Source organism: Indolivaga capnocytophagoides (assembly GCF_036511535.1).
Lineage (GTDB): Bacteria > Bacteroidota > Bacteroidia > Bacteroidales > Dysgonomonadaceae > Dysgonomonas_A > Dysgonomonas_A capnocytophagoides.
Map to the genome: position 1 here is coordinate 331,263 of NZ_AP028867.1, position 26,704 is coordinate 357,966.

General features: G+C 38.3%; 25 protein-coding genes. 14 read left to right on the forward strand and 11 right to left on the reverse strand.

The annotated features are described in order from the left end of the window. The first annotated feature begins 102 nt into the window (after positions 1 to 102). The 8 genes from AABJ51_RS01525 (at position 103) to gap (ending at position 10,573) form a co-directional block, all read left to right on the forward strand. Positions 103 to 1,749, forward strand: a complete 1,647-nt coding sequence (locus AABJ51_RS01525; RefSeq protein WP_338374167.1) for a peptide MFS transporter — start codon at positions 103 to 105, stop codon at positions 1,747 to 1,749. A 720-nt stretch (positions 1,750 to 2,469) separates the two neighbouring features. Then, the gene (locus tag AABJ51_RS01530) at positions 2,470 to 3,339 is read left to right on the forward strand and encodes a phage tail-like protein (RefSeq protein ID WP_338374168.1); all 870 of its coding nucleotides are present in this window, start codon (positions 2,470 to 2,472) and stop codon (positions 3,337 to 3,339) included. A gap of 48 nt (positions 3,340 to 3,387) precedes the next feature. After that, complete coding sequence (locus AABJ51_RS01535; protein ID WP_338374169.1) at positions 3,388 to 4,230, forward strand: phage tail-like protein; 843 nt, start codon at positions 3,388 to 3,390, stop codon at positions 4,228 to 4,230. 24 nt (positions 4,231 to 4,254) lie between these two features. Beyond that, on the forward strand, positions 4,255 to 5,136 hold the full coding sequence (locus AABJ51_RS01540) for a phage tail-like protein (protein WP_338374170.1): 882 nt from the start codon (positions 4,255 to 4,257) through the stop codon (positions 5,134 to 5,136). A 542-nt stretch (positions 5,137 to 5,678) separates the two neighbouring features. Beyond that, positions 5,679 to 6,749 carry a chorismate synthase gene (gene aroC, locus AABJ51_RS01545; RefSeq protein ID WP_338374171.1) on the forward strand — a complete coding sequence of 357 codons (1,071 nt, stop codon included), beginning with the start codon at positions 5,679 to 5,681 and terminating at the stop codon, positions 6,747 to 6,749. A gap of 89 nt (positions 6,750 to 6,838) precedes the next feature. After that, entirely contained in the window at positions 6,839 to 8,119 is a 1,281-nt protein-coding gene (gene glyA, locus AABJ51_RS01550; protein WP_338374172.1) for a serine hydroxymethyltransferase, read from the forward strand. A gap of 94 nt (positions 8,120 to 8,213) precedes the next feature. Then, positions 8,214 to 9,188, forward strand: coding sequence for an endonuclease I family protein (locus tag AABJ51_RS01555; protein WP_338374173.1), 975 nt, complete (start codon positions 8,214 to 8,216; stop codon positions 9,186 to 9,188). Positions 9,189 to 9,568: 380 nt separating this feature from the next. Then, positions 9,569 to 10,573: a type I glyceraldehyde-3-phosphate dehydrogenase gene (gene gap / locus AABJ51_RS01560; RefSeq protein WP_026625596.1), complete on the forward strand. Its 1,005-nt coding sequence runs from the start codon at positions 9,569 to 9,571 to the stop codon at positions 10,571 to 10,573. Positions 10,574 to 10,724: 151 nt separating this feature from the next. Here the strand turns inward: gap and AABJ51_RS01565 are convergent, their stop codons facing one another. From AABJ51_RS01565 to atpD, 9 genes are all read right to left on the reverse strand, one after another. Continuing rightward, complete coding sequence (locus AABJ51_RS01565) at positions 10,725 to 11,633, reverse strand: F0F1 ATP synthase subunit gamma (RefSeq protein WP_338374174.1); 909 nt, start codon at positions 11,631 to 11,633, stop codon at positions 10,725 to 10,727. Positions 11,634 to 11,640: 7 nt separating this feature from the next. Next, a complete protein-coding gene (gene atpA, locus AABJ51_RS01570) occupies positions 11,641 to 13,227 on the reverse strand; it encodes a F0F1 ATP synthase subunit alpha (RefSeq protein WP_338374175.1) in 1,587 nt (528 codons plus the stop codon). Between the two features lie 40 nt (positions 13,228 to 13,267). Further along, the gene (locus tag AABJ51_RS01575; protein ID WP_338374176.1) at positions 13,268 to 13,822 is read right to left on the reverse strand and encodes a F0F1 ATP synthase subunit delta; all 555 of its coding nucleotides are present in this window, start codon (positions 13,820 to 13,822) and stop codon (positions 13,268 to 13,270) included. 5 nt (positions 13,823 to 13,827) lie between these two features. Continuing rightward, a complete protein-coding gene (gene atpF / locus AABJ51_RS01580; RefSeq protein ID WP_026625600.1) occupies positions 13,828 to 14,328 on the reverse strand; it encodes a F0F1 ATP synthase subunit B in 501 nt (166 codons plus the stop codon). A gap of 16 nt (positions 14,329 to 14,344) precedes the next feature. Further along, a complete protein-coding gene (gene atpE / locus AABJ51_RS01585; protein ID WP_026625601.1) occupies positions 14,345 to 14,599 on the reverse strand; it encodes an ATP synthase F0 subunit C in 255 nt (84 codons plus the stop codon). Between the two features lie 76 nt (positions 14,600 to 14,675). Then, a complete protein-coding gene (atpB, locus tag AABJ51_RS01590; protein WP_338374177.1) occupies positions 14,676 to 15,764 on the reverse strand; it encodes a F0F1 ATP synthase subunit A in 1,089 nt (362 codons plus the stop codon). Then, positions 15,757 to 16,170 (reverse strand): hypothetical protein, encoded by a 414-nt coding sequence (locus AABJ51_RS01595; protein WP_026625603.1) that lies wholly within the window; start codon positions 16,168 to 16,170, stop codon positions 15,757 to 15,759. The genes atpB and AABJ51_RS01595 overlap by 8 nt, the downstream gene beginning before the upstream one ends. 3 nt (positions 16,171 to 16,173) lie before the next feature. After that, positions 16,174 to 16,422: an ATP synthase F1 subunit epsilon gene (atpC, locus tag AABJ51_RS01600; protein WP_338374178.1), complete on the reverse strand. Its 249-nt coding sequence runs from the start codon at positions 16,420 to 16,422 to the stop codon at positions 16,174 to 16,176. An 8-nt stretch (positions 16,423 to 16,430) separates the two neighbouring features. Then, a complete protein-coding gene (gene atpD, locus AABJ51_RS01605) occupies positions 16,431 to 17,954 on the reverse strand; it encodes a F0F1 ATP synthase subunit beta (RefSeq protein WP_026625605.1) in 1,524 nt (507 codons plus the stop codon). 1,007 nt (positions 17,955 to 18,961) lie between these two features. Here atpD and AABJ51_RS01610 point away from each other — a divergent pair. Continuing rightward, positions 18,962 to 20,155 (forward strand): saccharopine dehydrogenase family protein, encoded by a 1,194-nt coding sequence (locus AABJ51_RS01610; RefSeq protein WP_338374179.1) that lies wholly within the window; start codon positions 18,962 to 18,964, stop codon positions 20,153 to 20,155. Between the two features lie 86 nt (positions 20,156 to 20,241). Here the strand turns inward: AABJ51_RS01610 and aldA are convergent, their stop codons facing one another. Then, the gene (gene aldA, locus AABJ51_RS01615) at positions 20,242 to 21,678 is read right to left on the reverse strand and encodes an aldehyde dehydrogenase (protein ID WP_338374180.1); all 1,437 of its coding nucleotides are present in this window, start codon (positions 21,676 to 21,678) and stop codon (positions 20,242 to 20,244) included. Positions 21,679 to 21,842: 164 nt separating this feature from the next. Continuing rightward, positions 21,843 to 22,340: a hypothetical protein gene (locus AABJ51_RS01620; RefSeq protein ID WP_338374181.1), complete on the reverse strand. Its 498-nt coding sequence runs from the start codon at positions 22,338 to 22,340 to the stop codon at positions 21,843 to 21,845. Between the two features lie 210 nt (positions 22,341 to 22,550). On the opposite strand from AABJ51_RS01620, the gene AABJ51_RS01625 reads away from it, so the two are divergent. Genes AABJ51_RS01625 through folP form a run of 5 tightly spaced genes read left to right on the forward strand, consistent with a single transcriptional unit; the run spans position 22,551 to position 26,681 of the window. After that, positions 22,551 to 23,423 carry a YicC/YloC family endoribonuclease gene (locus AABJ51_RS01625; protein WP_026625609.1) on the forward strand — a complete coding sequence of 291 codons (873 nt, stop codon included), beginning with the start codon at positions 22,551 to 22,553 and terminating at the stop codon, positions 23,421 to 23,423. 50 nt (positions 23,424 to 23,473) lie between these two features. Continuing rightward, a complete protein-coding gene (gene gmk, locus AABJ51_RS01630) occupies positions 23,474 to 24,037 on the forward strand; it encodes a guanylate kinase (RefSeq protein WP_338374182.1) in 564 nt (187 codons plus the stop codon). Further along, positions 24,034 to 24,609 carry a nicotinate (nicotinamide) nucleotide adenylyltransferase gene (nadD, locus tag AABJ51_RS01635; RefSeq protein WP_026625611.1) on the forward strand — a complete coding sequence of 192 codons (576 nt, stop codon included), beginning with the start codon at positions 24,034 to 24,036 and terminating at the stop codon, positions 24,607 to 24,609. The genes gmk and nadD overlap by 4 nt, the downstream gene beginning before the upstream one ends. 45 nt (positions 24,610 to 24,654) lie before the next feature. Then, entirely contained in the window at positions 24,655 to 25,839 is a 1,185-nt protein-coding gene (locus AABJ51_RS01640; protein WP_338374183.1) for a M24 family metallopeptidase, read from the forward strand. Next, entirely contained in the window at positions 25,833 to 26,681 is an 849-nt protein-coding gene (folP, locus tag AABJ51_RS01645; RefSeq protein ID WP_035331240.1) for a dihydropteroate synthase, read from the forward strand. The genes AABJ51_RS01640 and folP overlap by 7 nt, the downstream gene beginning before the upstream one ends. Positions 26,682 to 26,704: the final 23 nt, after the last annotated feature.

The window sequence follows — 26,704 nt, forward strand, 5'->3', positions numbered from 1 at the left end:
GACATTTTTACTTTAGTAGATTGTCTTTTCTTCTTTTTTGGCAGATAAGCATCATAATTCTATCTTTACGGTTTTCAAACATCTAAATACATATCAGAATCTATGGCAGAATCAGTATCGACTCCGACCGAAAAAGTACCTCATCCCAAAGGGTTGAAATATTTGTTCCTCACCGAAATGTGGGAACGTTTTGGCTATTATCTCATGCTCGGCATATTTCTTCTTTACCTAAAAGATGGCAAAGGTATGGGGTTCAGTCCATCCAAAGCAAGCGACATTGTCGGCACATATCTGGGCTTAGTTTATCTCACTCCTTTCCTCGGAGGACTCATTGCCGATAAGCTGCTGGGATATCGTATATCAATCATTATCGGAGGATTACTGATGGCTGCGGGTTATTGTCTGCTTGCTGTTCCCGGCGAATCGGTTTTGTGGGTATCTATACTACTTATTATTATAGGTAACGGATTTTTTAAGCCGAATATCTCTACTCTGCTCGGTAATTTGTATTCAGATGAAAAATACAAATCAAAAAAAGATTCGGGATACAGCATCTTTTATATGGGTATTAATGTAGGGGCGTTTATCTGTAATTTTGTTGCTGCATATATGCGTAATAACTTCGGATGGGGATACGCATTTCTGGCAGCAGGTATAGGAATGCTGGTCGGCTTAATTGTTTTTCTTATAGGAACACGGCATATAAGGGAAGCTGATATAACTCAGAAGTCGTCGAATTCGGATATAACCAAAGTACTTCTATATGTTTTTCTTCCGGCTATAGCTTGTGGCGGATTGGCGTGGATGATCCCCGGTAATATTTTCGGATCAGATTCTAACGATGCCTTTTTATTCGGATGTATACCGGTGATTGTTTTTTATGCGTCACTCTTGTTCCGGTCTAAGAAAGAAGAACGGGCACAGATCAAAGCCCTGCTCAGTATATTCCTTATTATGGTTGTATTTTGGGCAGTATTCAAACAAAATGCGACAGCCTTGACCACTTTTGCCGAAAACTACACAGCTCGGGAGATACCCGAGACCTCAACTAAATACCTGAAACCATTGGGCATGGTGCAAGAATTAACATATTCGAAAGATTCTGTACCTTTGATGGATGAGAAACTCCGGACGGCTGTCGATGAAAATCACAACGTTATTAAATCATATAACTATCCCTCATATTTTATAAACCAGCCAAAAGAAAAGCTGCCCGAACATGGTGAAAAAGTCAGCCTTATATCTACCGAAATATTCCAATCGATCAATCCATTCTTTATTGTAATACTAACACCAGTAGTTCTTGGTTTTTTCTTTCGGCTCAAAAAGAAAGGGAAAGAACCCTCTACCCCTGCTAAAATGGGATGGGGATTACTTATTACCGGTTTATCATCATTGGTGATGGCAGCTGCCGTTTTATATACAGATATCTATACAGATAAGGCGACCGCATTGTGGCTCATCGGAACATACGGTGTGATTACGGTGGGCGAATTACTTATCAGTCCCATAGGCCTATCTCTGGTGTCGAAAGTCAGCCCCAAAGAAATAACATCATTCATGATGGGCGGGTGGTTTTTGTCTACATCTATCGGAAATAAATTAAGTGGTATGGTCGCCGGAATGTGGGATTTGTTCGATAACAAGTCGTATTATTTTTTAATGAATTTTATAGCCTGTGTTATAGCTGCTGTAATTATCATGCTTTTGGTCAGATGGCTTAAAAACATTATAAATCAGCATGCCTGAATAAAATAAAACACTTCTATTCACAGATATAGCAAACAAGGATACCACAAAATCTTTGTTTGCTATATTAAAAACAATCACTATATTTGCCAACAGAACAACTATATTATTTAACGTATAACGGATGCGCATTTATTTCACACATAAAAACTTCGAAATAAACTTAATATTTAACAATTTAAGTTTGGCTATATCGTGTGAAATATTAGAGAGAGAGAGAGAGAGAGAGAGAGAGAGAGAGAGACGCACCTGGCGTAACTAATCATTTTTTTAACAAAACAAAATTTCTATTGTGTCAAAATGACGGAGTAGTTTTTCTTGCATCTAAACTTCAGCCAATATATACCAATTTATTTATAAACCGACGGGACCAACTGTGTAAAGCAGTCTTGTTGTTGTTTTGTTGTCGTTCTGGATCTGCTTTTTGCATATGCCTGTCCAACAGTCGGTTTCATTATGCAGTAGAGTGCAGTGAATGCACTTTACTGCATTTTTCAGCTAATAGTCTGCAGTCAATAGTTTTCAATAATTATTTAAAAATAAAAAATAGGCATTGGAGCATATTGCATATGCCCGATGGTTATCATTACAACATATTTATAGACGGGTGTATGCAATACACCTCTGCAAGATGTACAACAAATGGGGCTGCAACCCTAGCAACTCGAAATATAAACAACAATAAGGTCTCTGACCTCAAAAACAACAATCTACAAAAGAATGATGAAAAAAATTTTTATCTTGCTCTTGAGCATACTATCTCAAGAGATATGTCATGCACAAGTAGGAATCAATACCCAAAATCCGCAGGGAATATTCCACATCGACTACCTCGACAACTCCACCAGCAATACAAACTTATTAGACGATTTCATTGTAATAAACGATGGATCGGGAGGTGTTAGTGCTGCATTAGGAGCACAACCATCAACAAATGCGTCTTTATCCTTGAATGACCCCAACCAAGGTTTTTTACCCAATAGAGTAAACCTCACATCTATAACGGATCAAACCACAGTACCAAACCCTCAGGGAGGTATGCTGGTTTATAATACGGGGAGAAACGGGATATTTCCAAACAATGTCATTCCCGGTATTTATACCTATAATGGATCTAAATGGGTGCGAATGCAAACCAACAGCTACACGGGATTAAGAGAAAAGATTCTGTTAAAGACGGATTTGGCTCTTCAAGCAGCAAATGCAGCCAGTGCATCAGAATCTTCAACTTTGGATTTTGGAGATATTATCATCAAAGAAGATGGCGGATATGCATTCTCATTAAATCTCGATATAACGGCAACTTCGGGCACAGAATTGGGGGGGAATGCGTCTAACACGATTCTAAGGCCTCAAATATACCTGTTTATATATAAGAAGTCTGATGGTGAAACTTCTTTTACAAAAGTGGATGTTGCGGAATTAAATACTCCGATCTACAGAGGTACTACACGGATAACAGCCAGTATCATATTGGGATGTACAGCTTACGCCGGAGATCAGATACAAATACGTGTAGGGTGTACAACAAGTTATACCACAGGTAAGCTAAACAAAACATATACATTTACCAGCTACTGGAAAGTATAATATCGCAGATAGCAAAATAGTTGTAATATTTACTAATGATCGTGAACAATGAAAATATATATAATTCTAATAATTCTGGTTTTTACATCTATCGCAAAAGCTCAGATTATCATAAATAAAGATACAAGCAAATCTCAGTTTATTATAAATTCGGCCAATCAATTCGAAATCAGCAGCAATAATAATAACCAGACAGTATGGAATATCGGAAAGGCGGTATCAACAACGTCATCGGCCCAGATAGAACTGGCTGCCACAAATAAAGCCTTTCTTATAAACAGGGTAAAACTGACTTCTGTCCAAGACAGAGTAACCATTCCTGATCCTAAAGAAGGGATGATGACTTATAATACTAATACAGCAGGTACATACCCCGATAATGTAGTACCCGGATTATTTTATATGAGTGAAAACATCTGGTGGCGTATATCCGATATAGACCCACAGACCTCGCAAGAAGTACGTTTGTTAGACCTACAATCAAACACAATATCCAATGCGGTAGCAGCATCCAGTGCTCAGGCACAATGGAGCAATGCAAAAATACTACCTATCGGATCCATCTCAATAGATAAAGCAGGAACATACACTTTTTCTATTCGATTGTATGGTACATCATCAAATACTACCAGCACATATATCCGGGGAGTCGGCTACCTGTATCTTGTTAAAAACAATTCGAGCTTGATCGATTTTCAAGAAGTAATAATACCGTTTGCTCCCAGTCAGGCGGTTATTACTTATACCATTGTACTGATGTCCCCTATATTATCGGCAGGCGATCAGATTACGTTAAGATTAGCAACCCCTTCGGGATCCCCAACGATAACTCTTATTTCTCATCTGGGATTAAGAGCCGATAAAACATCGTTGATTTATTGGAAAAATTAAATGATTGATTCAAAAAAAGCTATTATGAAAAAGAAATATATATTAATACTGCTTCATGCAATATTCCTAATGATTCCAACACGTGCCCAAATTGGTGTTTTTACCGATTCCCCTCAATCATTTTTTCATATCAACGGTCAGGGAGATAATCTTCTGAGTAACGATTGGACTTTATCCGGGTCTAACGGACATATAAAAGTTGCATTAGGAAAATTACCCGATACAACAACAGGAGCCCAACTAGAATTGGGAGGTACACAATCGGCATTTTTGCCTAATAAAGTTGCATTAACATCGGTATATGATGCAGTAACAGTAGCAACACCTGTTGCTGGTATGATAGTATACAATACAGCCACAACATCAGGAGTTAATATGGTTATACCCGGCTTATATGTACATGATGGAGTGAAATGGAACTATCTGTACAATTCGGGATTTTCAAATATGTCTTTGACGTACCGCGATTTGCAAACCTCCGTTACAACTGTTACGGCAAATGCTATTCAACCGGAAAATACAATACTCATGAATTTCGGAGGACCAATAGATATTCCGGAAACAGGAGGATATAACTTTTCTTTCCGAATGTATGGATCAACATCCAATACAACTACGAGCATTTTTGTAGGGATATACTATCTTTGGTGTATGACCTACAATTCAGCTACCAATACATATACTCCCAAAGATGTAGTAGAACTAGACCTGCCTGTATATTCAACAGGTGTACCGATCACTGCAACGGCAACTTTAGGTGCAAATTTCACAGCAGGAGACAAAGTTGTATTTAAAATTTCGCACTTGCCTACAGCCAATGAAGTAAATGTAAGGTGGACGCTTAGAGCTACTCCCGGATTAAATGCGAATAAAACATCTGTAATTTATTGGAAGAATTACAACTGATAAAAAATATTGTAATTAAAAAAACAAACGCATATACCTGAACGAAAGCAGTTATATGCGTTTTTTATATAAAAATACCAAACCCTAATATTTGCGGGACATGAACATAGGCAGGCTGTTGAAGAGACGTATGTGGTTCGTGATGAGCGGTTGTTTCATCGGTCTGGAAAATCTATAATGTCCAGAGAGGGTGGATATATGCAGATCGAAACTAAAACCACTTATACTAAATCTGAAGATGATAGTTTTGAAGTAATTGATAATTAATATGTTGCGAGAAAATCGACTTTTGGCACCCGAATCATCAGATACAAGTAGTCCTAATAGGATTATAGTTGGAAATGCCGACACATATAAAACGTAAGGGATTAAATTAAACATTCAGTGGTACTTTTGTTACTTTCTGAGTATCTATTTATTGTATTTTAAGATATTATCAGGGTGACAGTTTTGTTACAAAACAATACATGAGCATTCTCTTTTTGTATAATTATGTCACTTTTATGTATATTTGTGAAACAAACAAGAATTCAAATCAGAATATGAATACATTTGGCAATATATTTAAGCTGACATCTTTCGGTGAATCTCATGGTTTGGCAATCGGCGGAGTAATAGACGGATGTCCGGCAGGAATAGAGGTAGATATGGATTTCATTCAATCGGAACTGGATCGCCGCCGTCCCGGACAGTCGAAAATAACTACTCCCCGAAAGGAAGCAGACAAAGTAGAATTCTTGTCGGGAATATATGATGGCAAAACCACTGGTACATCTATTGGTTTTGTTATCTGGAATGCTAATCAGCATTCTTCGGATTATGATAATATGAAAGACCTTTTTCGTCCGTCACATGCTGATTATACTTATCAAGAGAAATATGGTATCAGAGACCATAGGGGAGGAGGGCGTTCTTCGGCTCGGGAGACCATTGCCCGTTGTGTTGGCGGTGCTGTTGCAAAGCTGGCTTTGAAGCAATTGAGTATTGACGTTACGGCTTATACTTCACAGGTTGGGCATATCAAACTTGAAAAATTATATACAGGGTATGATCTTACTAAGATCGAAGAAACGGCTGTGCGTTGTCCTGATTTAGATAAAGCAGAACAAATGATTGATCTGATCAGCGAAGTGAAAGCCAAAGGAGATACCATCGGAGGAATTATTTCATGTGTAATAAAAGGTGCACCGATAGGATTAGGTGAGCCCGTTTTCGGAAAACTGCATGCCGCTTTGGGTGCCGCCATGCTTGGAATCAATGCCGTGAAGGGTTTTGAATATGGAGACGGTTTTGATGTTAATCACAGAGGATCAGAAGTAAATGATGTTTTCTATAATAAAGGCGGTGCTATAGGTGTACATACTAATCATTCAGGGGGAATTCAGGGTGGCATCTCAAATGGTCAGGATATTTATTTCAGGGTGGCATTCAAACCTGTAGCAACTATTTTAATGGAACAGGAAACGATAGACAAAGATGGTAATGATACTCATCTGAAGGCCAGAGGGCGTCATGATGCCTGTGTTTTACCTCGTGCAGTTCCTATTGTTGAAGCTATGGCGGCAATGACTATACTCGATTATTATTTATTGAATAAAGCGAGTAAACTGTAAAAATGACAGATAATAGTCTTTGAAACTAACAATATTGTACTAAATTTGCCAATATTAAATAATAGGTCTGTGACCTTCAAAATCTTCGTATGAAAAGAGATACTGCAATTTTTGATATTATTGAAAAAGAATATCAGCGTCAATTAAAAGGAATTGAACTGATTGCGTCAGAAAACTTTGTTAGCCAGCAGGTAATGGATGCTATGGGCTCTTGCCTTACTAACAAATATGCCGAAGGGTATCCCGGGAAACGTTATTATGGAGGGTGCGAAGTTGTGGATTTGAGCGAAAGTCTGGCAATCAATCGTTTGAAAGAAATATTTGGAGCCGAATGGGCCAACGTTCAACCTCACTCGGGAGCGCAAGCCAATGCTGCTGTCTTCTTGGCTTGCTTAGAAGCAGGCGATAAGTTTTTAGGTTTGAATCTTTCACACGGAGGTCACTTATCTCATGGTTCACCCGTGAATTCATCAGGACTTTTGTATAAAGCATTAGAATACAATGTAACTCAAGATACCGAAACTGTAGATTACGATCAGATGGAATCTGTTGCTAAGAGCGAAAAACCAAAATTGATTATAGCTGGAGCATCAGCGTATTCTCGTGAGTGGGATTATGGCCGTATCCGTAAAATTGCGGATTCGATAGGTGCTATCTTTATGGTTGATATGGCTCACACTGCAGGTTTGATTGCCGGAGGACAATTGAATAATCCGCTGCCTCATGCACATATTGTAACTACTACTACACATAAAACATTGCGTGGCCCTCGTGGAGGTGTTATCATGCTAGGTAAAGATTTTGAAAATCCTTGGGGAAAAGCTACTCAAAAAGGTGAGATCAAAATGATGTCGGCATTGCTCGATTCAGCTGTGTTCCCAGGAATACAGGGCGGCCCACTGGAACATGTAATTGCAGCTAAAGCAGTTTCGTTTGCAGAGGCTCTTGATCCGTCATATAAAGTGTATCAGGCTCAGGTAAAGAAAAATGCAGCAGTCATGGCTCAAGCCTTTATCGACAAAGGATATAAAATTGTGTCGGGAGGAACAGATAATCACTTGATGTTGGTTGATCTTCGTACCAAATTCCCGGAACTTACAGGTAAGGTTGCTGAAAAAGTATTGGTGGAGGCTGATATTACTACAAACAAAAATATGGTTCCATTTGATAGCCGCAGCCCTTTCCAAACATCGGGATTGCGTTTTGGTACACCTGCGATTACAACCCGTGGTGTAAAAGAAGAACTTATGGGTGATATTGTCGAGATGATCGATACCGTATTGGCCAATCATGAAGATGAGAAAACAATTAAAGCTGTCCGTGAGAAAGTGAACGGTATAATGAAAGATTATCCCTTGTTTGCCTGGTAAAGGAGAATTCTAATGTGATAATATATTGATGTGTCAATGAGATTACCAAGGCTTATTGGCACATTCTTTAATTATCTCGGTACATTGTAAGTTAGTGGCTAAAAGAAGAAAAAAAAGGTCGAAGAAGGGTAGTGGTATTAAGAGGAAGTTGCTGTTGCTTCTGTTTGTGGTGTGTGCAGTTTCTTTCTTCTTTGTAAAAGACATTCAGATCGATTATTATAAAGATCAGGAGGGGTTGAACGGTGCTGCTCTCAAAACAGCAATGCACGACCTTATCCGTAAGCATAAATATCTTAATTTCGATCAGAATACAACCGCACGTTATTGGTGGGATAATTACTTCCGGAAAACCGACTGGCATTCCGATGGTTATTTCTGGGATATGTATTCGTCGGAAAAGAATGATAAGTATATAGATGGTTCGGTGCAAAGCCGAGAACATTGTATGCCCCGCAGTTGGTGGGGTAAGAGAGAACAGTATTCTTCATATGATGCAAATGGTGATCTCATAAATCTTTTCCCAGCAGACTATAAAGCCAATCAGGCAAAGAGTAACCTGCCTTTAGGCGAAGTCGGAATCACTAAGTTTGATAATGGTATGTCGAGAGTGGGTATGAATACTTATTCTGATGGATATAGAGGAATGGTTTTTGAACCGGCGGATGAATACAAAGGTGATTTTGCCCGTGTTTATTTTTATATGATTACCTGTTACGAAGATTATGCATACGATTGGCGTTCCGAAGGGTTGAAAAGTATGCTGACTAAAGGAACTTATCCGGGATTTCAACCTTGGGCATTGGATATGTTGCTGAAATGGCATCGGGATGATCCTGTGAGCGAAAAAGAAAGAGCCCGTAATGATGAGGTATATATATTGCAGGAAAATAGGAACCCTTTTGTCGATTATCCTGATCTTGCAGAGTATATTTGGGGTAATAAGACAGGTGAGTCTTTTGCCCTATCTGAAAACGGAAAAATAAAGTATCAGCCGACTGTATCGGATCTTATTCATATATATTGGAATGAAGGAGTTAATTATGTGCTAAACCATATTCCGAAAAAATGAGAAAGGTTTTATTTAGACGTAAAAAGAAGGGATGTAATAATATATTTCTTGTTTGTGTAAGGTTTTAGTCTTTCTACCAATTAGTAGTAATAAAAAGGTCTGAGATCCTAACTCTTGAGATGCTTGTATCAGTTTAATTCTTTATTTGTAAAGTCGACATGACATAATCGGAAGTTCTTATATTTCAATGGTAAATATTCGGAACAGGAGGTCTGAGAGAGCTAAAAATGCAGTTGGATAATTAGCAAAAGATATTTTTTTTTCTTATTTTTGTCATGCAAAAAATTAAGGTTGCAAACACATGTTACTTTAGCAAATAAGATGTCTAAAGTAAGTTTGATTAAGGAATAATTTTTTTTAACCAATAAAAATAAAACAAAATGATTAAAGTAGGTATTAACGGTTTCGGTCGTATCGGTCGTTTAGTTTTCCGTGCTGCTCAAGGTAGAAGCGATATTCAGATTGTAGGTATCAATGACCTTATCGATGTTGAATATATGGCATATATGCTAAGATACGATACAATGCACGGACAATTCAAAGGTACTATCGAAATTAAAGATGGTAAATTAGTTGTAAACGGACATGCTATCCGTGTAACAGCTGAGAAAAATCCTGCAGACTTGAAATGGAACGAAGTTGGTGCTGAATACGTAGTTGAATCAACAGGTCTTTTCTTAGAAAAAGGAAAAGCTCAAGGTCACATTGACGCTGGTGCAAAATACGTAGTGATGTCAGCTCCTTCAAAAGATGATACCCCAATGTTCGTTTGTGGTGTTAATGATGATAAATATGTAAAAGGAACTCAATTTGTTTCTAATGCATCTTGTACTACTAACTGTTTGGCTCCTATCGCTAAAGTATTGAATGATAAATTCGGTATCACAGACGGTTTGATGACTACAGTTCACGCTACAACTGCTACTCAAAAAACAGTTGACGGACCTTCAGCTAAAGACTGGAGAGGTGGACGTGCTGCTGCTGGTAACATCATTCCTTCTTCTACTGGTGCTGCTAAAGCTGTAGGTAAAGTAATTCCTGAGTTGAATGGTAAATTGACTGGTATGTCAATGCGTGTTCCTACTTTGGACGTTTCTGTAGTTGACTTGACTGTTAACTTGGCTAAACCAGCTAAATATGACGAAATCTGTGCTGCTATGAAAGCTGCCTCAGAAAACGAATTGAAAGGTATCCTTGGATATACTGAAGATGCAGTAGTTTCTTCTGACTTCTTAGGAGATGCTCGTACTTCAATCTTCGATGCTAAAGCTGGTATCGCTTTGACTGATACTTTCGTGAAAGTTGTATCTTGGTATGACAACGAATGGGGTTATTCAAACAAATGTCTTGATTTGATCGCTAAAATGGCTAAAATCAACGGATAATTTAGAATCCCTGAATTATATACGAAAGTCCTGTTTCCTTTGGAAGCAGGACTTTTTCTATATTCCATTTTTTGATCAAACTAAAGATAAGAAATAAGGCTAACCTTTTCAGGTTAGCCTTATTTCTATATTATAGGGTATAATCCTGAAATTACTGATTTAAAGCAGATGCTCCACCGATAATATCCAATAGCTCATTAGTAATAGCAGCCTGACGGCTCTTATTGTATTCGATAGTCAAATCTGCTACAAGCTGTTCTGCATTATCTGTTGCAATCTGCATGGCTAGACTTCGTGCTGCATTTTCGGAAGCATTGGAGTCAAGTAATGCTGCAAACAGATTCGATGCTAGAACCTTAGGTATAAGATGTGACAGGAGTATCTCTTTAGATGGTTCCAAAATATAATCAGTTGCAGTTGATATCTTTTCTGAAACAGCATCTTGCTGAGCTTTATCTTGTGCTCCTTGTAGATCGAATGGTAAGTAGATCTTATTCGTAACTTCTTGTACACCCATCGATTTGAAATGCGTATAAATAAGTACTATCTGATCTAACTCTCCGGAAAGAAATTTACTTATCAGCTCTCTCGATAATTCTAAAATTAGTGCAAAAGCCGGTTTATCGGCCATTTCCAGAAATGTTGGATTATGTACAGGTTGTAATCCCGATTTATTTGCAAAATCAAAAACCTTTTTGCCTATAGGATAGATGGACACATTCTCTTTTCCTACCGATTTTGAGTATGAGGCAACTGTCGCTGAAAGCTCCTTTATGATATTAGCATTGAATCCTCCACAAAGACTAGAATTAGAAGAAAAAGCAACAATAGCAATCTTCTTATGTTCTCTTTGCTGTGCATACGGTGAGTCAAAGCTTGTATCAGAAGCTAAGAGATTAGTCAGAATCTCATTCAACTTTGTTGAGTAAGGCAAAAAAGCAGCGATAGCTTGCTGAGACTTACGTACCTTGGCCGAAGCAATCATCTTCATCGCAGAAGTGATCTTTTTCGTACTTTTTACTGAGTCTATCCTGTCCTTAACTTCTTTCAAAGATGCCATATCTCAATTAGTTTTTATACCTGCCGGAAATTTCTTCTGCAACTTTCCGTAAGATATTGGTTACATCATCGTTAATAATACCTTTTCTCAATTGATCCAATACTGTATCATTATATTGAGTTTCGAGTATTTGTAAAAAGTCAGATTCAAATTCGTGTACTTGATTGATCGGTACATTTTTCAACAAGCCGTTTGTTCCGCAATAAAGTATTGCAATCTGTTTTTCAACAGGTACAGGAGAGTATTGAGGTTGAACTAGCAATGCTGCGTTTTTCTGCCCTTTATCGATCGTAAGTGCCGTTACCGGATCCATATCTCCACCGAATTTGGTAAATGCTTCCAATTCACGGAACTGAGCTTGATCTATTTTCAGAGTACCAGCCACTTTCTTCATTGCTTTGGTCTGCGCACTACCACCTACACGAGATACCGAAATACCCACATCAATCGCAGGACGAGATCCCGAGTTGAATAAGTCGATATCCAAGAATATCTGACCATCGGTAATTGAAATCACATTGGTCGGAATATATGCGGAAACGTCTCCAGCCTGAGTTTCGATAATTGGTAAAGCTGTTAAAGAACCTCCGCCTTTAACTTTACCTTTAAGGCTTTCGGGTAGGTCATTCATCTGCTCTGCAATTTCCTGCTGATTAATAACCTTTGCTGCACGTTCTAATAAACGTGAGTGAAGATAGAATATATCACCGGGATACGCTTCACGACCCGGAGGACGTTTAAGCAACAAAGACACTTCACGGTATGCAACAGCTTGCTTCGATAAGTCATCGTAAACAACCAATGCATGACGACCTGTGTCACGGAAATATTCACCGATAGCAGCTCCGGCAAAAGCCCCGAAGTATTGAAGGGCTGCCGGTTCTGCAGCTGTAGCAGATACGATTATTGTATAATCGAGAGCGCCTTTTTCTTTCAGCGTATCAACGATATTTGCGACCGAAGATGCCTTTTGACCGATTGCTACATAGATACAATATACAGGGTCTCCAGCTAAATAGTTAGCTCGCTGGCTGATAATAGTATCAATGGCAATCGCTGTTTTTCCGGTCTGACGGTCTCCGATGATCAACTCACGTTGTCCTCTACCGATAGGAATCATGGCATCAATAGCTTTCAAACCTGTTTGCAGTGGTTGAGTTACAGGCTGACGGTAAATAACACCCGGAGCTTTTCTCTCTAAGGGCATTTCTAATAGTTCACCTGCAATATCACCTTTTCCGTCAATAGGTTCGCCCAAAGGAGTGATAACACGTCCCAACAAACCTTCTCCGACATTGATAGAAGCGATCTTTCCTGTGCGTTTTACATTATAACCTTCTTTAATAAGGTTACTCGGTCCAAGAAGTACGGCTCCTACATTGTCTTCTTCCAAGTTCATTACAACAGCTCTCACACCGTTGTCGAACTCCAATAATTCATTTGCTTCTGCGTTGTTCAGACCATAGATACGGGCTACACCATCACCAACGGAAAGTACAACCCCGACCTCGTCGAATTGAACACGGTTGTCAATACCGCTCAATTGCATCTGTAACACGTCAGAAACTTCGCTTGCTTTTATATTTTCAGACATATATTTTTCCTTGTTTAAAAAAGGGTTCCCGTTGTGGAAACTATGCTACTTTTTTATTTCTGCTTAGCAATTGATTCTTTATATGTTTCAATTGTGAAGCAACACTTGCGTCTAAACGATAAGTATCGATATACAGAACAAAGCCTCCCTCAATAGTTGGATCTACTTCTGTTACAAAATCTACGACTCCGGTTTTCTTTAGCAAAACCAGTTGTTTGATTTTATCTACAGTCGCCTGATCTACAGGGCATGCTGTGATCAGTTTGCCGACACTTATGTTTTTATAGTTTCTGTATAAGTCTAAGTATCCAAGACTAATCGTTTGCAGATGTTTTTCTCTTTTCTGATGCAATACTAATTCTATAAACCGAATATACTCTTGGCTAACCGTATTTCCTCCGGCAGCTTTGATAAGTTCGAATTTATCTTTTGTCCTCAGAACAGGATTATCTAGTGTAGCCCGAAGGTTTCGCTGTTTAACAAAACTTTCCGAAAGAGTTTTCATTTCGGCATAAACTGCATCCTCTACTTTATTCTTTAAAGCATAGTTAAAGAGAGCCCGCGCATAACGCATAGATACCATTCCTGAATTCATATTCGTTAAGATTTAGATACCATAGTTTCGTCAATCAAACGGTCTATCATTGCCATTTGCTCCTGAGGATTAGTCAGATTGTTGCGGATTACTTTTTCTGCAATATCAACCGAAAGTAGTGCTACCTGACGACGAATGTCTTTGATTGCGTCTTCTTTTTCGCGTTGAATTTGCTTTCTAAGCTCATCCAATTCTTTTTGTCCTTCGGCTCTGGCCTGATCTTTAGCCTCGCTGATTATACGATTTCTGGTGCTTTCAGCATCTTTTAAGATTTTCACCTGCTCATTACGAGCTGAAGCTAAAATAGCTTCGCTCTCTTCTTTTATATGAGCCAATTGGTTATTGGCTTCTTTGGCTGCATCCAAAGACTTCTCGATATACGCATTGCGGTTTTCGACCATCTTTGTAATCACCGGAAATCCGAATTTCGCAAGCACGAAAAACACGATACCGAATGATAGAAGCATCCAAAATAAAAGACCAGCTTCAGGTTGTAAAAGCATAATTGTTTAATTTAAATTTTTAAAGGATAAATCCGCAAACTACCACAGCAAATAAAGCCACACCTTCAACAAGGGCTGCTGCAATAATCATAGACATACGGATGTCGCCGCTAGCTTCTGGTTGACGAGCAATACCTTCCATTGCCGAACCACCGATTTTACCGATACCGATACCAGCACCGATAGCTGCTAGTCCTGCTCCTAAACCTGCTCCTAGAGTTCCCAATCCTGCACCAGCTTCTGCTGCTGCTTGTAAAATAGTAGATAGTAACATAATTTTATTTTTTAGTTTGTTTAATTATTTATTCTTGTTTGATTTTCTGATAATATGAACGAGAGTCCGGAGACCTTTAATGTTTTGCATGATGAGGTTCTACTTGTGCCAAACCGATAAATACAGCTGACAGCATCGTAAATACGTATGCCTGAATATAAGCTACAAGTATTTCTACCAAATCAATAAATATGGTAAGTACTACAGATACCACAGTCATAGATGTATTGATTGCTGTGCCTAGCTGAACGGTAACGAAGATCAGGCACACAAGCCCCAATACAATAGAGTGGCCGGCAAGGATATTTGCAAAAAGACGAATCATCAATGCGAATGGCTTAGTCAATATACCTACAAACTCAATAGCGGGCATAATAGGTATAGGCACCTTCAGCCAGGTTGGAACTTCGGGCCAAAAAATTTCTTTCCAGTATTCTTTTGTGCCGAAGATGTTTACAATTACCATTGTAAATAATGCCAAAACCAGAGTGACCGATATATTACCCGTAACATTTGCTCCGAACGGGAATATAGGAATCAATCCCATTATGTTATTTATAAAGATAAAAAAGAACGCTGTTAATAAATAAGGAGCGAATTTTTTATAATTCTTACCCACACAAGGTTTGATGATGTCGTCATTGACATTCATAATGAAGAGTTCCATGAACCCGAAAAAGCCTTTGGGTACTTTAGGATCGTCTTCCTTCGAATGTTTTTTATACCAGTTAGCAGCAGAAAGGATGATAACGACTAATATTACACTGCTCAATAACAGTCCGAATGCATTTTTTGTAATAGAAAAATCCCAGGGGCGGATTTCCGCTCCCGAAGTGTCCTTTTCTACGACTTTTCCTCTGTATTCACCTGATTGAGCGATATAAAAGCCATTGTGTTCTGCCGTTCCGTGGTGAAAATTAGAAGACGAAAATACATGCCATCCACTGTTTTCACCCTTAACGATTACCGGAAGAGGTATCGATACATTCAATCCGAATATACTGATATGCCCTTCGTATGCATCTGCTATGTGATCAAGTATCAGCTCTTTCACGTTGACTTCTTCACCGCCCCCTTCGGACGATTCTGCTGCTGCAACAGTTGGAGCAGCACCCAGAACAAATATGCATATAAATGCAAGTATGTATTTTAGTCGACTATTCATCTTTACTTTTTTTTTCTTTGATATGCTTCTCTATTTTTACAAAAAGAGATGTTTCAACAGCCAGATACAATAAATAGAATAATATAAAAACAGCAATAAATCCTTTGAGATGTTCTTTGTCGTTGAATGCAAAAATACCAATGACTACGAGTGATATCAGCATTTTCACAACTTTGGTAAGCATGTACACATTTACCATCTGTTTTTTTTCCTTAGTCTGGCTGGCACTGTTAACGTACAACATAATGCCTGTTTCGATAATCAGGAAAAATAAAACGATACCTGTGTACCAGTCCCAATCAATAAGAGTAGGAAAGAAATAATACAATCCTAAACCGATACATCCACTAATTAAAAGACCTGATGCTACAGTATACGTGATTAATTTGGTTTTAAAAACATCCATAAATTATTCAGCGCAAACTGTTACATTGTTTTTATTTACTTCGATAAATCCACCTCCGATAGGAACTTTTACGGCTTCAGCACCCCTCTGTACCTCATATACAACTTCGCCTTTGGAAAGTGAAGACACAAGAGGTGCATGATCGGGCAATAGACTGAATTCACCTTCTGTACCGGGCAGTTTCACAAATTGAACACTGCCTTCGAATAAGATTTTCTCGGGAGATACTATTTTTAAATGTAATTCTTTCATTATCTGACTTATTTCGCTCCGGATGCTTGTTCGTGAAGTTTTTTACCTTTCTCGATAGCATCTTCTATTGTTCCGACATTCAGGAATGCTTGTTCCGGAAGGTAATCCACTTCTCCGTCCAAAATCATCTTGAAGCCTTTAATTGTATCTTTAATATCAACGATCACACCGGGTACGCCTGTGAACTGTGTAGCCACATTGAAAGGCTGTGACAAGAAACGTTGAATACGTCTTGCTCTGTTAACAGTCAGGCGGTCTTCATCTGATAACTCTTCCATACCAAGTATCGAGATAATATCCTGAAGTTCTTTATTCCGTTGTAATATTTGTTTTACACGTTGAGCAGTGTCGTAATGTTCCTGACCTACAACATTCGGATCCAAACTTCGTGAAGTCGAATCCAGAGGATCCACCGCTGGATAGATACCAAGCTCAGTAATCTTACGGCTAAGTACCGTTGTGGCATCCAAGTGGGAGAATGTTGTTGCGGGAGCAGGGTCAGTCAAGTCATCGGCAGGTACATATACAGCCTGTACTGATGTGATAGATCCGTTTTTGGTTGAAGTAATACGCTCCTGCATCGCACCCATCTCGGTCGCAAGTGTTGGCTGATAACCTACTGCAGAAGGCATACGTCCAAGCAGAGCCGATACTTCGGATCCGGCTTGTGTAAAACGGAAGATGTTGTCTATAAAGAACAAAATGTCTTTAGGTCCATCTTCACCGCCTTTGTCACGGAATGATTCAGCTACAGTCAAACCTGATAATGCAACAGACTGACGTGCACCAGGAGGTTCATTCATCTGTCCGAAGACAAGCGATATCTGAGAGTTTTCTAATTCTTTTTCATCTACTTTCGAAAGATCCCAATGACCTTCCTCCATGCTTTTCTTAAATTCGTCACCGTAACGTACTACATTAGATTCGATCATTTCGCGAAGCAGGTCATTACCTTCACGGGTACGTTCCCCTACACCGGCAAATACAGAATAACCATTGTGCTTTTTGGCGATATTGTTGATCAACTCCATGATAAGTACGGTTTTACCCACACCGGCTCCACCAAATAACCCGACTTTACCACCTTTAGCATAAGGAGCAAGCAGGTCGATAACTTTTATACCTGTGAATAATACTTCACGAGAAGTAATAAGATCTTCGAATTTGGGAGGTTCTCTGTGGATTGGCAGTCCGCCATTATTGTCGAGTTGCTTCATCCCATCGATCGATTCGCCGACAACATTAAGCAAACGACCTTTTACCTGATTTCCTATGGGTACTGTAATGGGATCGCCTGTAGCCTCAACTTCAAGATTTCTTTTCAGTCCATCTGTACTATCCATCGCTACAGCTCTGACAGTGTTTTCTCCGATGTGTTGTTGAACTTCTACAATTAATACTCTGCCATCCGGCCTTTTGATGTGTAATGCTTCATATATCTTCGGTAAACTGGAAGATCCGTCTATGTTCTCAAAGTAGACGTCCACTACTGGACCAATTATCTGAGATATACGACCTACTAATTGTGACATAATTTATATAATTTTTTATTTTCCTGTTTTTATTACTGTGCAGGGATATTCCGGTACAAAAGCAAGGGCTCAGACCCATTTGCTGACCAACCAAGCGTAACAACTATAGATAGTTATTGCTTTGAATCGTCATTAAATATGTTGTCTTACTTATGACGGAGACTCGATGTTCGCAGTAAAATACTCTTTAAATTTTTTACTTATTCACAGTTATATTAATAATTCCTACTTTAAGGAATATTGATTGTCTAGCTAACTATCCTAATACAACAATCACAGCGGAGAAAGGTTTATAATGCAAATGCTCAATAGAGAAATATGCGTTCTTAAATTATTACAGATATGATAACTCTCTTATGATTGTAAAGCAAATGTAATATATTATTTTAGTTGGAAAATTTTATTTGGAGAAAAAAATAAGTGCACTTACTATATTTTAAATATTAATTAACAATCATAATTTTATCTGTAAATATTGGTCGTTACAGATGTCGTTCTATTTTAGATTGTTAAATCTGTTTTCGCACACAGTATGATAATTGGATATTAAACTGAAAAAAAGAAGCATTTTATGATATATTTAAATTGTAGTTGTATCGTTTACAAGACTTCCGTCTTTCCTGTTGTCAATTTTTATCTGTAGGAAAGGAGACAGATACTCCTATTTGTAAAGTTTTATTTGGGTGGTGAAGAGAAAAGTGTTATTGCAGAAATGTAATTCAGTTATAACTTTTGTCACCTTTTTATTTAAGACTCAAAATATTTCTAATTATACGATGTTGACTCTCGAAAAAAACGGCAGATAATTGAATTGCAGCCTTAACAAAGATTTAGTAGGTCTGAATGCTTAATTATGTGGGAATGTTATTTTAATGTATTATTTTTGTAACCGTAGTCAGTTTATAAATAACAGTAAGCACTTAATTAGCGAGTTTTTATAGATAACGAACTATTCACATTAGATAATAAATAGGTCTGAGACCTTAAATATAAAAATTAGATATACAATGAGTAGAGTTTTGATCATAGGAGCCGGAGGGGTAGGCACTGTAGTCGCACATAAAGTGGCTCAGAATTCAGATGTCTTCACAGATATAATGCTTGCGAGCCGCACAAAATCGAAGTGTGATGCAATAGCTGAAGCTATAGGCGGTAATAAGATAAAGACAGCTAAGGTTGATGCAGATAATGTAAATGATCTGGTTAAACTTTTTAATGAGTTCAAACCCGAATTGGTTATAAATGTGGCATTACCTTATCAGGATCTTACCATTATGGATGCCTGTCTTATTGCGGGTGTTAATTATCTGGATACTGCAAATTACGAGCCTAAAGACGAAGCTAAATATGAATATAGCTGGCAATGGGCATATCAGGATAAATTTAAAGAAGCAGGATTGACTGCAATTTTAGGCTGTGGTTTCGATCCGGGTGTAACAAGTGTGTTCACCGCTTATGCAGCAAAGCATCATTTTGATGAGATGCATGAACTCGATATTGTAGACTGCAATGCCGGAGATCACGGTAAAGCATTTGCTACTAATTTCAATCCTGAAATTAATATACGTGAGGTTACTCAAAAAGGTAAATATTGGCAGAACGGAGAATGGGTGGAAACCGAGCCACACGAAATACATAAGCCTTTGAATTATCCGAATATCGGAGCCAAAGAATCGTATGTGATTTATCATGAAGAATTGGAGTCTCTTGTTAAGAACTTTCCATCGTTAAATCGCGCCCGTTTCTGGATGACCTTCGGGCAGGAATATCTGACTCACCTGAGAGTTATTCAGAACATCGGTATGGCACGTATCGATCCCATTATATATAATGGAGTAGAAATCGTTCCCATTCAATTTTTGAAAGCAGTGTTGCCTGATCCGGGCGAACTGGGAGAAAACTATACCGGAGAAACATCTATCGGTTGTCGCATAAAAGGTATTAAAGACGGAAAAGAAAGAACATATTATGTATATAACAACTGTTCGCATGAGGCCGCTTATAAAGAAACTGGAGCTCAAGGGGTAAGTTATACAACAGGTGTACCTGCTACTATAGGAGCTATTATGTTTATGAAAGGGCTCTGGAGAAAACCCGGAGTATATAATGTCGAAGAATTTAATCCCGATCCGTTTATGGATGAATTAAACAAGCAAGGATTACCTTGGCATGAATTGTTCGATATTGATCTGGAAATGTGAGATTTTGTCAATCTTTGATCATTATAAAAAGAAGTCCGGCTAATTTCCGGACTTCTTTAGTTTATAGTACAGGATATTTTTCTTGTTTATCCTTTTGTTTCGAGATATACAACATGTGTTTGTAAGTACTCTTCTAATCCGTGTTTTCCATCAGCGCCACCGATACCCGATTTACGGCATCCTGCATGGAATCCTTGCATCGCTTCGAAATTTTCACGATTGATGTAAGTCTCTCCGAATTTCAGAGCTCTCACTAACTTGAAAGCTGTATCCAGGTTTTGAGTATAAACGGATGATGTCAATCCGAATTCCGAATCGTTAGCCATTGCAATAGCATCATCTATATCTGTAAATTCAACAATCGGTAATACCGGTCCGAATGTTTCTTCCTGAATAATGTCCATTTTATTAGTGACATTATCCAAGACAGTAGGTTCGAAGAAGTACCCTTTTGTACCGATACGTTTTCCTCCGCATACAAGGCGTGCTCCTTGTTTTACGGCTTTGTCTACTTTTTCCAGAACGGATCTTAGAGCATTAGCCTCAACCAGTGGTCCCATATCAAGGTCTGCTACCTGATTAGGATCACCTACTTTAACGGCTTTCATTCCCGCAACAAGTTTGTCCATGAATTTATCTTTGATGGATGAATGTACATATACACGTTCTGCGCAGTTACATACCTGACCTGTGTTAATGACTCTTGAGGCGATAATGCACTTAACTGCAAGGTCGATATCTGCATCGGGCATCACTATCGCAGGAGCTTTTCCTCCTAATTCCAAAGATACTTTGGTAACATTCGCCGCCGCTGCTGCCATTGTTTGTTGTCCGGCAGATACACTTCCCGTAAGGCTTACCATCGCTACCTTGGGATTGGCTGCTAATTCGTTTCCAATTACAGAACCACGCCCGTTCACAAGGTTAAATACTCCTTTCGGTAAACCAACCTCTTCTACTATCTGAGCAAAAATATAAGCGTTGATAGGTGTTTGTTGGCTTGGTTTGACAACGATCGTATTTCCAGTAACTAATGCAGGTGCCGCTTTGCGGGCAATCAGGAAAAATGGAAAATTCCAGGGGAGTATTCCGGTTGTAACACCCAGCGGTTTTTTGAATAAAAAGATGTTTTCATTAGGACGGTCGCTCTGTATGATTTCTCCTTCGTATCGGCGAGCCCATCCAGACATATATTCAAGATAGTCGGCGGTGAAAAGTGTTTCTACATTTGCCAAAGCTTGAGTCTTACCTCCTTCTTTTACTATTGTATCGGTTATTTCTTTTTCTCTTTTTCTTATTCCGGCTGCTATCTTTATGAGATACGAGGCTCGTTCTACAGCAGGGATTTTCTCCCATGCATTTTGTGCAGCCTCTGCTGAATCAATTGCTTTTTTTGCATCTTCTACAGTGCCGTCAGGCATTTTGGCGATCACTTCTTCGGTAGAGGGGTTAAGGACATCTATCCATTTTCCGGAAGTATTATCGATGAATTTTCCATCGATAAACATTTTTAATTCTTTCATGGCGTTTTTCTTATTTAAAGATTATAGTTCTATATAAAGTTCTTAATTTTAAGGTGTCAGACCTGCTGCTTAGCTTTAGGTGCTGTATATTTGACCTTTCTCAAAATTAAGAAAAAATACCGATATCTATAATCTTTATGAAAGCCTGAAAGGTATAAATAAAATTAAAAAGTCAGTTTGTCCCCTGTTAATACCGGAACATCCTCTTTTTTTGCTTTACGGGAATACATGATTATGTACAAAATTCCTGTTAGTGATATAGCTAATAATAAGTGTACACCTGCTCCGGCATTGGATAATTTGAATATTTTGGAAGATAGGAAGTAGTAATACATATACAAAGAAACTACTATGCCGAAAGTACATGTAAGGAATAGAAAGATACGGGCAATTCGTTTTTTTAGATTGTAGAAAAATAGTATCGAGATAATACCAAGTAAGGGAACGATATATATGAATTTTGCCAAATGAGGAGAATCTTTTTTTGCGAAGAATAAGATCGCATTTGATACATTAGTTGACTTACGGTATAAATCGGGCAAGCCCCATCCTGAAACGTTCAGTACTTTTCCCAGATGAATCCAGTTAAGGGAAAAAGCAATCAGTATAACTAAAATAATAACGGTTTCGAAACGGAAAAGAGCGTATAATTTGGGCTTCATTTTGACTAAATTTTATCTATGCAAATGTAGAGAACGTATTGAGATTCCCAAAGAAAAAAATCAGTAGTTTTTAAAAATTTTTCTAGGCCGATTTGAGAGGGTAGTATTCGTTATAAAAATGAAAATAAATCTACGGACTATTACGATTCTGATACAAGGTTTATATATTCGTGTAAAAAAGTGTACTTTTGTAAAAATGAAAGAAATATTATGATACAATCAATGACCGGGTTCGGTAAGGCAACATTGGAGTTGTCGACAAAGAAGATAACCATCGAAGTAAAATCGTTGAATAGTAAGCAGATGGATTTATCTGCACGTATTCCTAGCGTTTATAAAGAGCAGGAATTAAATATACGCGGCTTGATTGGTCGTCGTCTGGAAAGAGGGAAAGTTGATTTCGCAATCTATGTCGAAAATACAGGAAAAGAGACTACTTCTCAGATAAACCAGAATGTATTGGAATCGTATTATAACCAAATAAAAGAATCTTCTGAAAAATTAGGTGTTGATGTGCCTGCTGATTGGTTTCAGGTACTTCTTCGTATGCCGGATGTTTTGAAATATGAGGCTCAGGAAGCTGATGAAGAAGAATGGAGTAAAGTCTTGGAAACTATAAATAAGGCAATAGATCAATTAATAGAATTCAGAAGGCAGGAAGGAGCTATGCTCGAAAAGCTTTTTACTGAAAAGATATCTAATATTACGACTTTGCAGTCAGATGTAGAGCCTTATGAAACTGAGCGCGTAGAAAAAGTAAAGAGTCGTATTATAGAAGCTCTCGAAAAAATAGAGAAGTTTGATTATGATAAAAATCGTTTCGAACAGGAAATGATCTATTATATTGAAAAGCTAGATATCAACGAAGAAAAGAATCGATTGACAAATCACCTGAAATATTTTCTTGAAACAATGAAAAGCGCAAGCGGACAAGGAAAGAAACTTGGTTTCATAGCTCAGGAAATGGGACGGGAGATTAATACTATGGGTTCGAAGTCTAATCATGCCCAGATGCAGCAGATTGTTGTACAGATGAAAGACGAATTGGAACAGATTAAAGAGCAGGTATTAAACGTGTTATGATCTGACTGATCGTTTTCGTTTGTTAACTATATAGATTAAGGTGATAAAGAATGGGGAAACTCGTCATATTTTCTGCTCCGTCGGGAGCAGGAAAATCCACAATAGTAAATTATTTGTTAGATCAGCATCTAGATCTTAAATTTTCCATATCTGCAACAAGCCGTCCTCCGAGAGGAACGGAACGGAATGGGGTAGAGTATTATTTTTTGGCTCCCGATGAGTTCAGACAAAAAGTAGATAATGGAGAATTTCTAGAATATGAGGAGGTTTATAAAGACCGGTATTATGGAACGCTGAAAAGCGAAGTTCAGCGTATTCTGGATAATGGGAATAATGTGATTTTCGATGTTGATGTTGTTGGAGGATGTAATATTAAGGATTATTACGGAAAGCAGGCTCTGGCTGTATTTATAAAGCCGCCCTCGATAGAAGAATTAAGGCAACGGCTGATAAAACGAGGCACAGACAACGATGAGGTGATTAATGACCGGGTATCTAAAGCTGAATATGAGCTTACTTTTGCCTCTAAGTTTGATGTTGTTATTCATAATGAGGATTTAGAGAAAGCAAAGGCTGAAGCATTATCTGTAATTCAAGAATTTTTAAGCCAATGAAGATAGGCATCTTTTCCGGATCTTTTAATCCTATTCATGTAGGACATTTAATTCTGGCAAACTATATAACAGAGTTTACGGAAATTGATGAAATTTGGTTCTTGGTAACACCGCAGAATCCATTGAAGGAGAATGCTGAATTGATTAATGAGGATTTAAGGCTTGAAATGACTCGATTGGCATTAGAATCTTATCCGCAGTTTAAGTGTTCAGACTTCGAATTTAAATTGCCGCGTCCTTCGTATACAGTAAATACTTTGGACGCTCTGAATGAAAAATATCCGGAACATCAATTCTCTCTGATAATAGGAGCTGATAACTGGGATACATTTCATCAATGGAAAGATTATAAATTGATACTCGACAAGTATCATATATATGTATATCCCCGGCTGGATGCCAAATTAACTATTGCTAAGGGATTGAGAAGCAGTGTCGAGGCTCTCGAATCACCGATTATTGAAATATCGTCTACGTTTATCAGGGATAGTATTGCCGAAGGTAAAAATATGAAAGCTTTTCTTTCCGAATCGGTCTATAATTATATCGAAGAAAAGAATTTGTATCGATAAATTGGGTAGTGAACAATTGTTTGCTGCATAAAATATAAAAATACAATGGACTATAATACAGCTTTGTCTGACGACTTGGTTGTCCGTCGCAGACGTTTGCAAAAAGAGATGCAGAAGAGTGGTATTGATGCTTGTATATTGACTACAAGCGTCAATGTCTTTTATATGGTGGGAGGTGTTTATAACGGATATTATTATCTTCCTGCATCAGGTGAGCCTACTCACTTTATTAAAAGGACGATTGATTTTCATCTGGACAATGTTATACATATTCGTAAGCCCGAGCAAATTGTCGAAGAATTACGAAAGGCGGGAATAAATGTTCCGTCTAAAATTTTGCTCGAAGTGGATGCTTTGTCATTTACGGATGCCAACAGATTGATCTCTTCTTTGAATTTAAACCTTCCGGATATTTCTAATGCATCTGTGTTGCTTAGAAAATTACGGTCTGTTAAATCGGAATTTGAATTACAGCAGGTGCGTCTTTGTGCTGCCCGCCATGTGGAAGTTTATGAGCAAATCCCTTCGATATATAAAGAAGGAATGACAGACTTGGATTTACAGTTCGCAATAGAATTTCTCATGCGCAAGCATGGGTCTTTAGGTATTTTCCGCAGCTATGGTGCTAATATGGATATCTATATGGGAAGTTTGCTGGTCGGAGAAAATGCAGAAAGCCCTTCGCCTTTCGATTTTGCTTTAGGAGGAAAAGGCGGTAGTCCTATATTACCATTAGGGGCATGTGGCGAAAAAATAAAACACGGAGATACAATTATGGTAGACATGGCAGGAAACTATTCGCCTTGGATGACGGATATGACTCGTGTTTTTTCTGTCGGAAAAATTTCTGATCTGGCATATAAAGCACATGCGGTATCCTGTGAAATACATCAGCATATAATATCCGTGGCAAAAAACGGAACGGCATGTGCCGATTTGTACAATATGGCTCTTGAAATCGTTTCAAGAAATGGATTAAGTGATTATTTCATGGGTACAAAACAGCAGGCCAAATTTATAGGTCATGGGGTCGGTTTGGAAATAAATGAACCGCCTGTGTTAGCTCCACGTTCAAAAGAACTCTTGCTGACTAATACTGTTTTTGCTTTGGAACCCAAATTTGTGATTCCCGAAGTTGGAGCTGTTGGGTATGAGAACACATATCTGGTAAAAGACGATGGGTTGGAAAACCTGACTGTTTTTGATGAAAATATTATAGACTTATGCTGAACCGTGCTGTATCAAAAACAATTAATATAAAAGGAGAGTTATTCAATTTATCTCATCCTGTAGTGATGGGTATTCTGAATGTAACTCCCGACTCTTTTTATTCGGGTAGCCGTAAAACTGAAGTATCTGATGCCCTAAAACGAGTGGAGGAGTGTGTTTCGCAAGGTGCCGATATTATAGATATTGGGGCTCAATCGACTCGTCCTACTTCTGAATTTTTGTCGGCGGAAGAGGAAATCAGGCGGCTGAAACCGGTATTGTCGGCAATTAATAAAGAATTTCCGGATGTGATTCTTTCCATAGATACTTTTTATGCCGATGTTGCCCGCTTTTCAGTACAGGAGCATGGCATAGATATTATAAATGATATATCTGGCGGAGAACTGGATTCCCGGATGTTCGAGACTGTTGCAGACCTCAATGTGCCTTATATTTTGATGCATATGAAGGGTACGCCCCAAAATATGCAACAACAGACCGATTACGGCGATCTGCTGGAAGATATCGTTTTATATCTTTCAGAAAAGGTGCGTAGATTACACCTTTTGGGAGTGAACGACATTATACTCGATCCTGGTTTTGGATTTGCTAAAGATGTAAAACAAAACTATGAATTGATGCGTAGTTTGAGCTTCTTCAAAAATTTTGAATTACCTTTGTTAGTAGGCATATCCCGCAAATCGATGATTACCCGATTGTTTGATATTCCTGCATCAGAGGCTCTTAATGGTACAACTGTATTGAATACCTATGCTCTGTTGAACGGTGCGGATATTTTGAGAGTGCATGATGTGAAAGAAGCGGTTGAGGCGGTAAAGATCGTTGCGGCATTAACTGAATAAGGCTGAACCCTAAAAATCTTCTG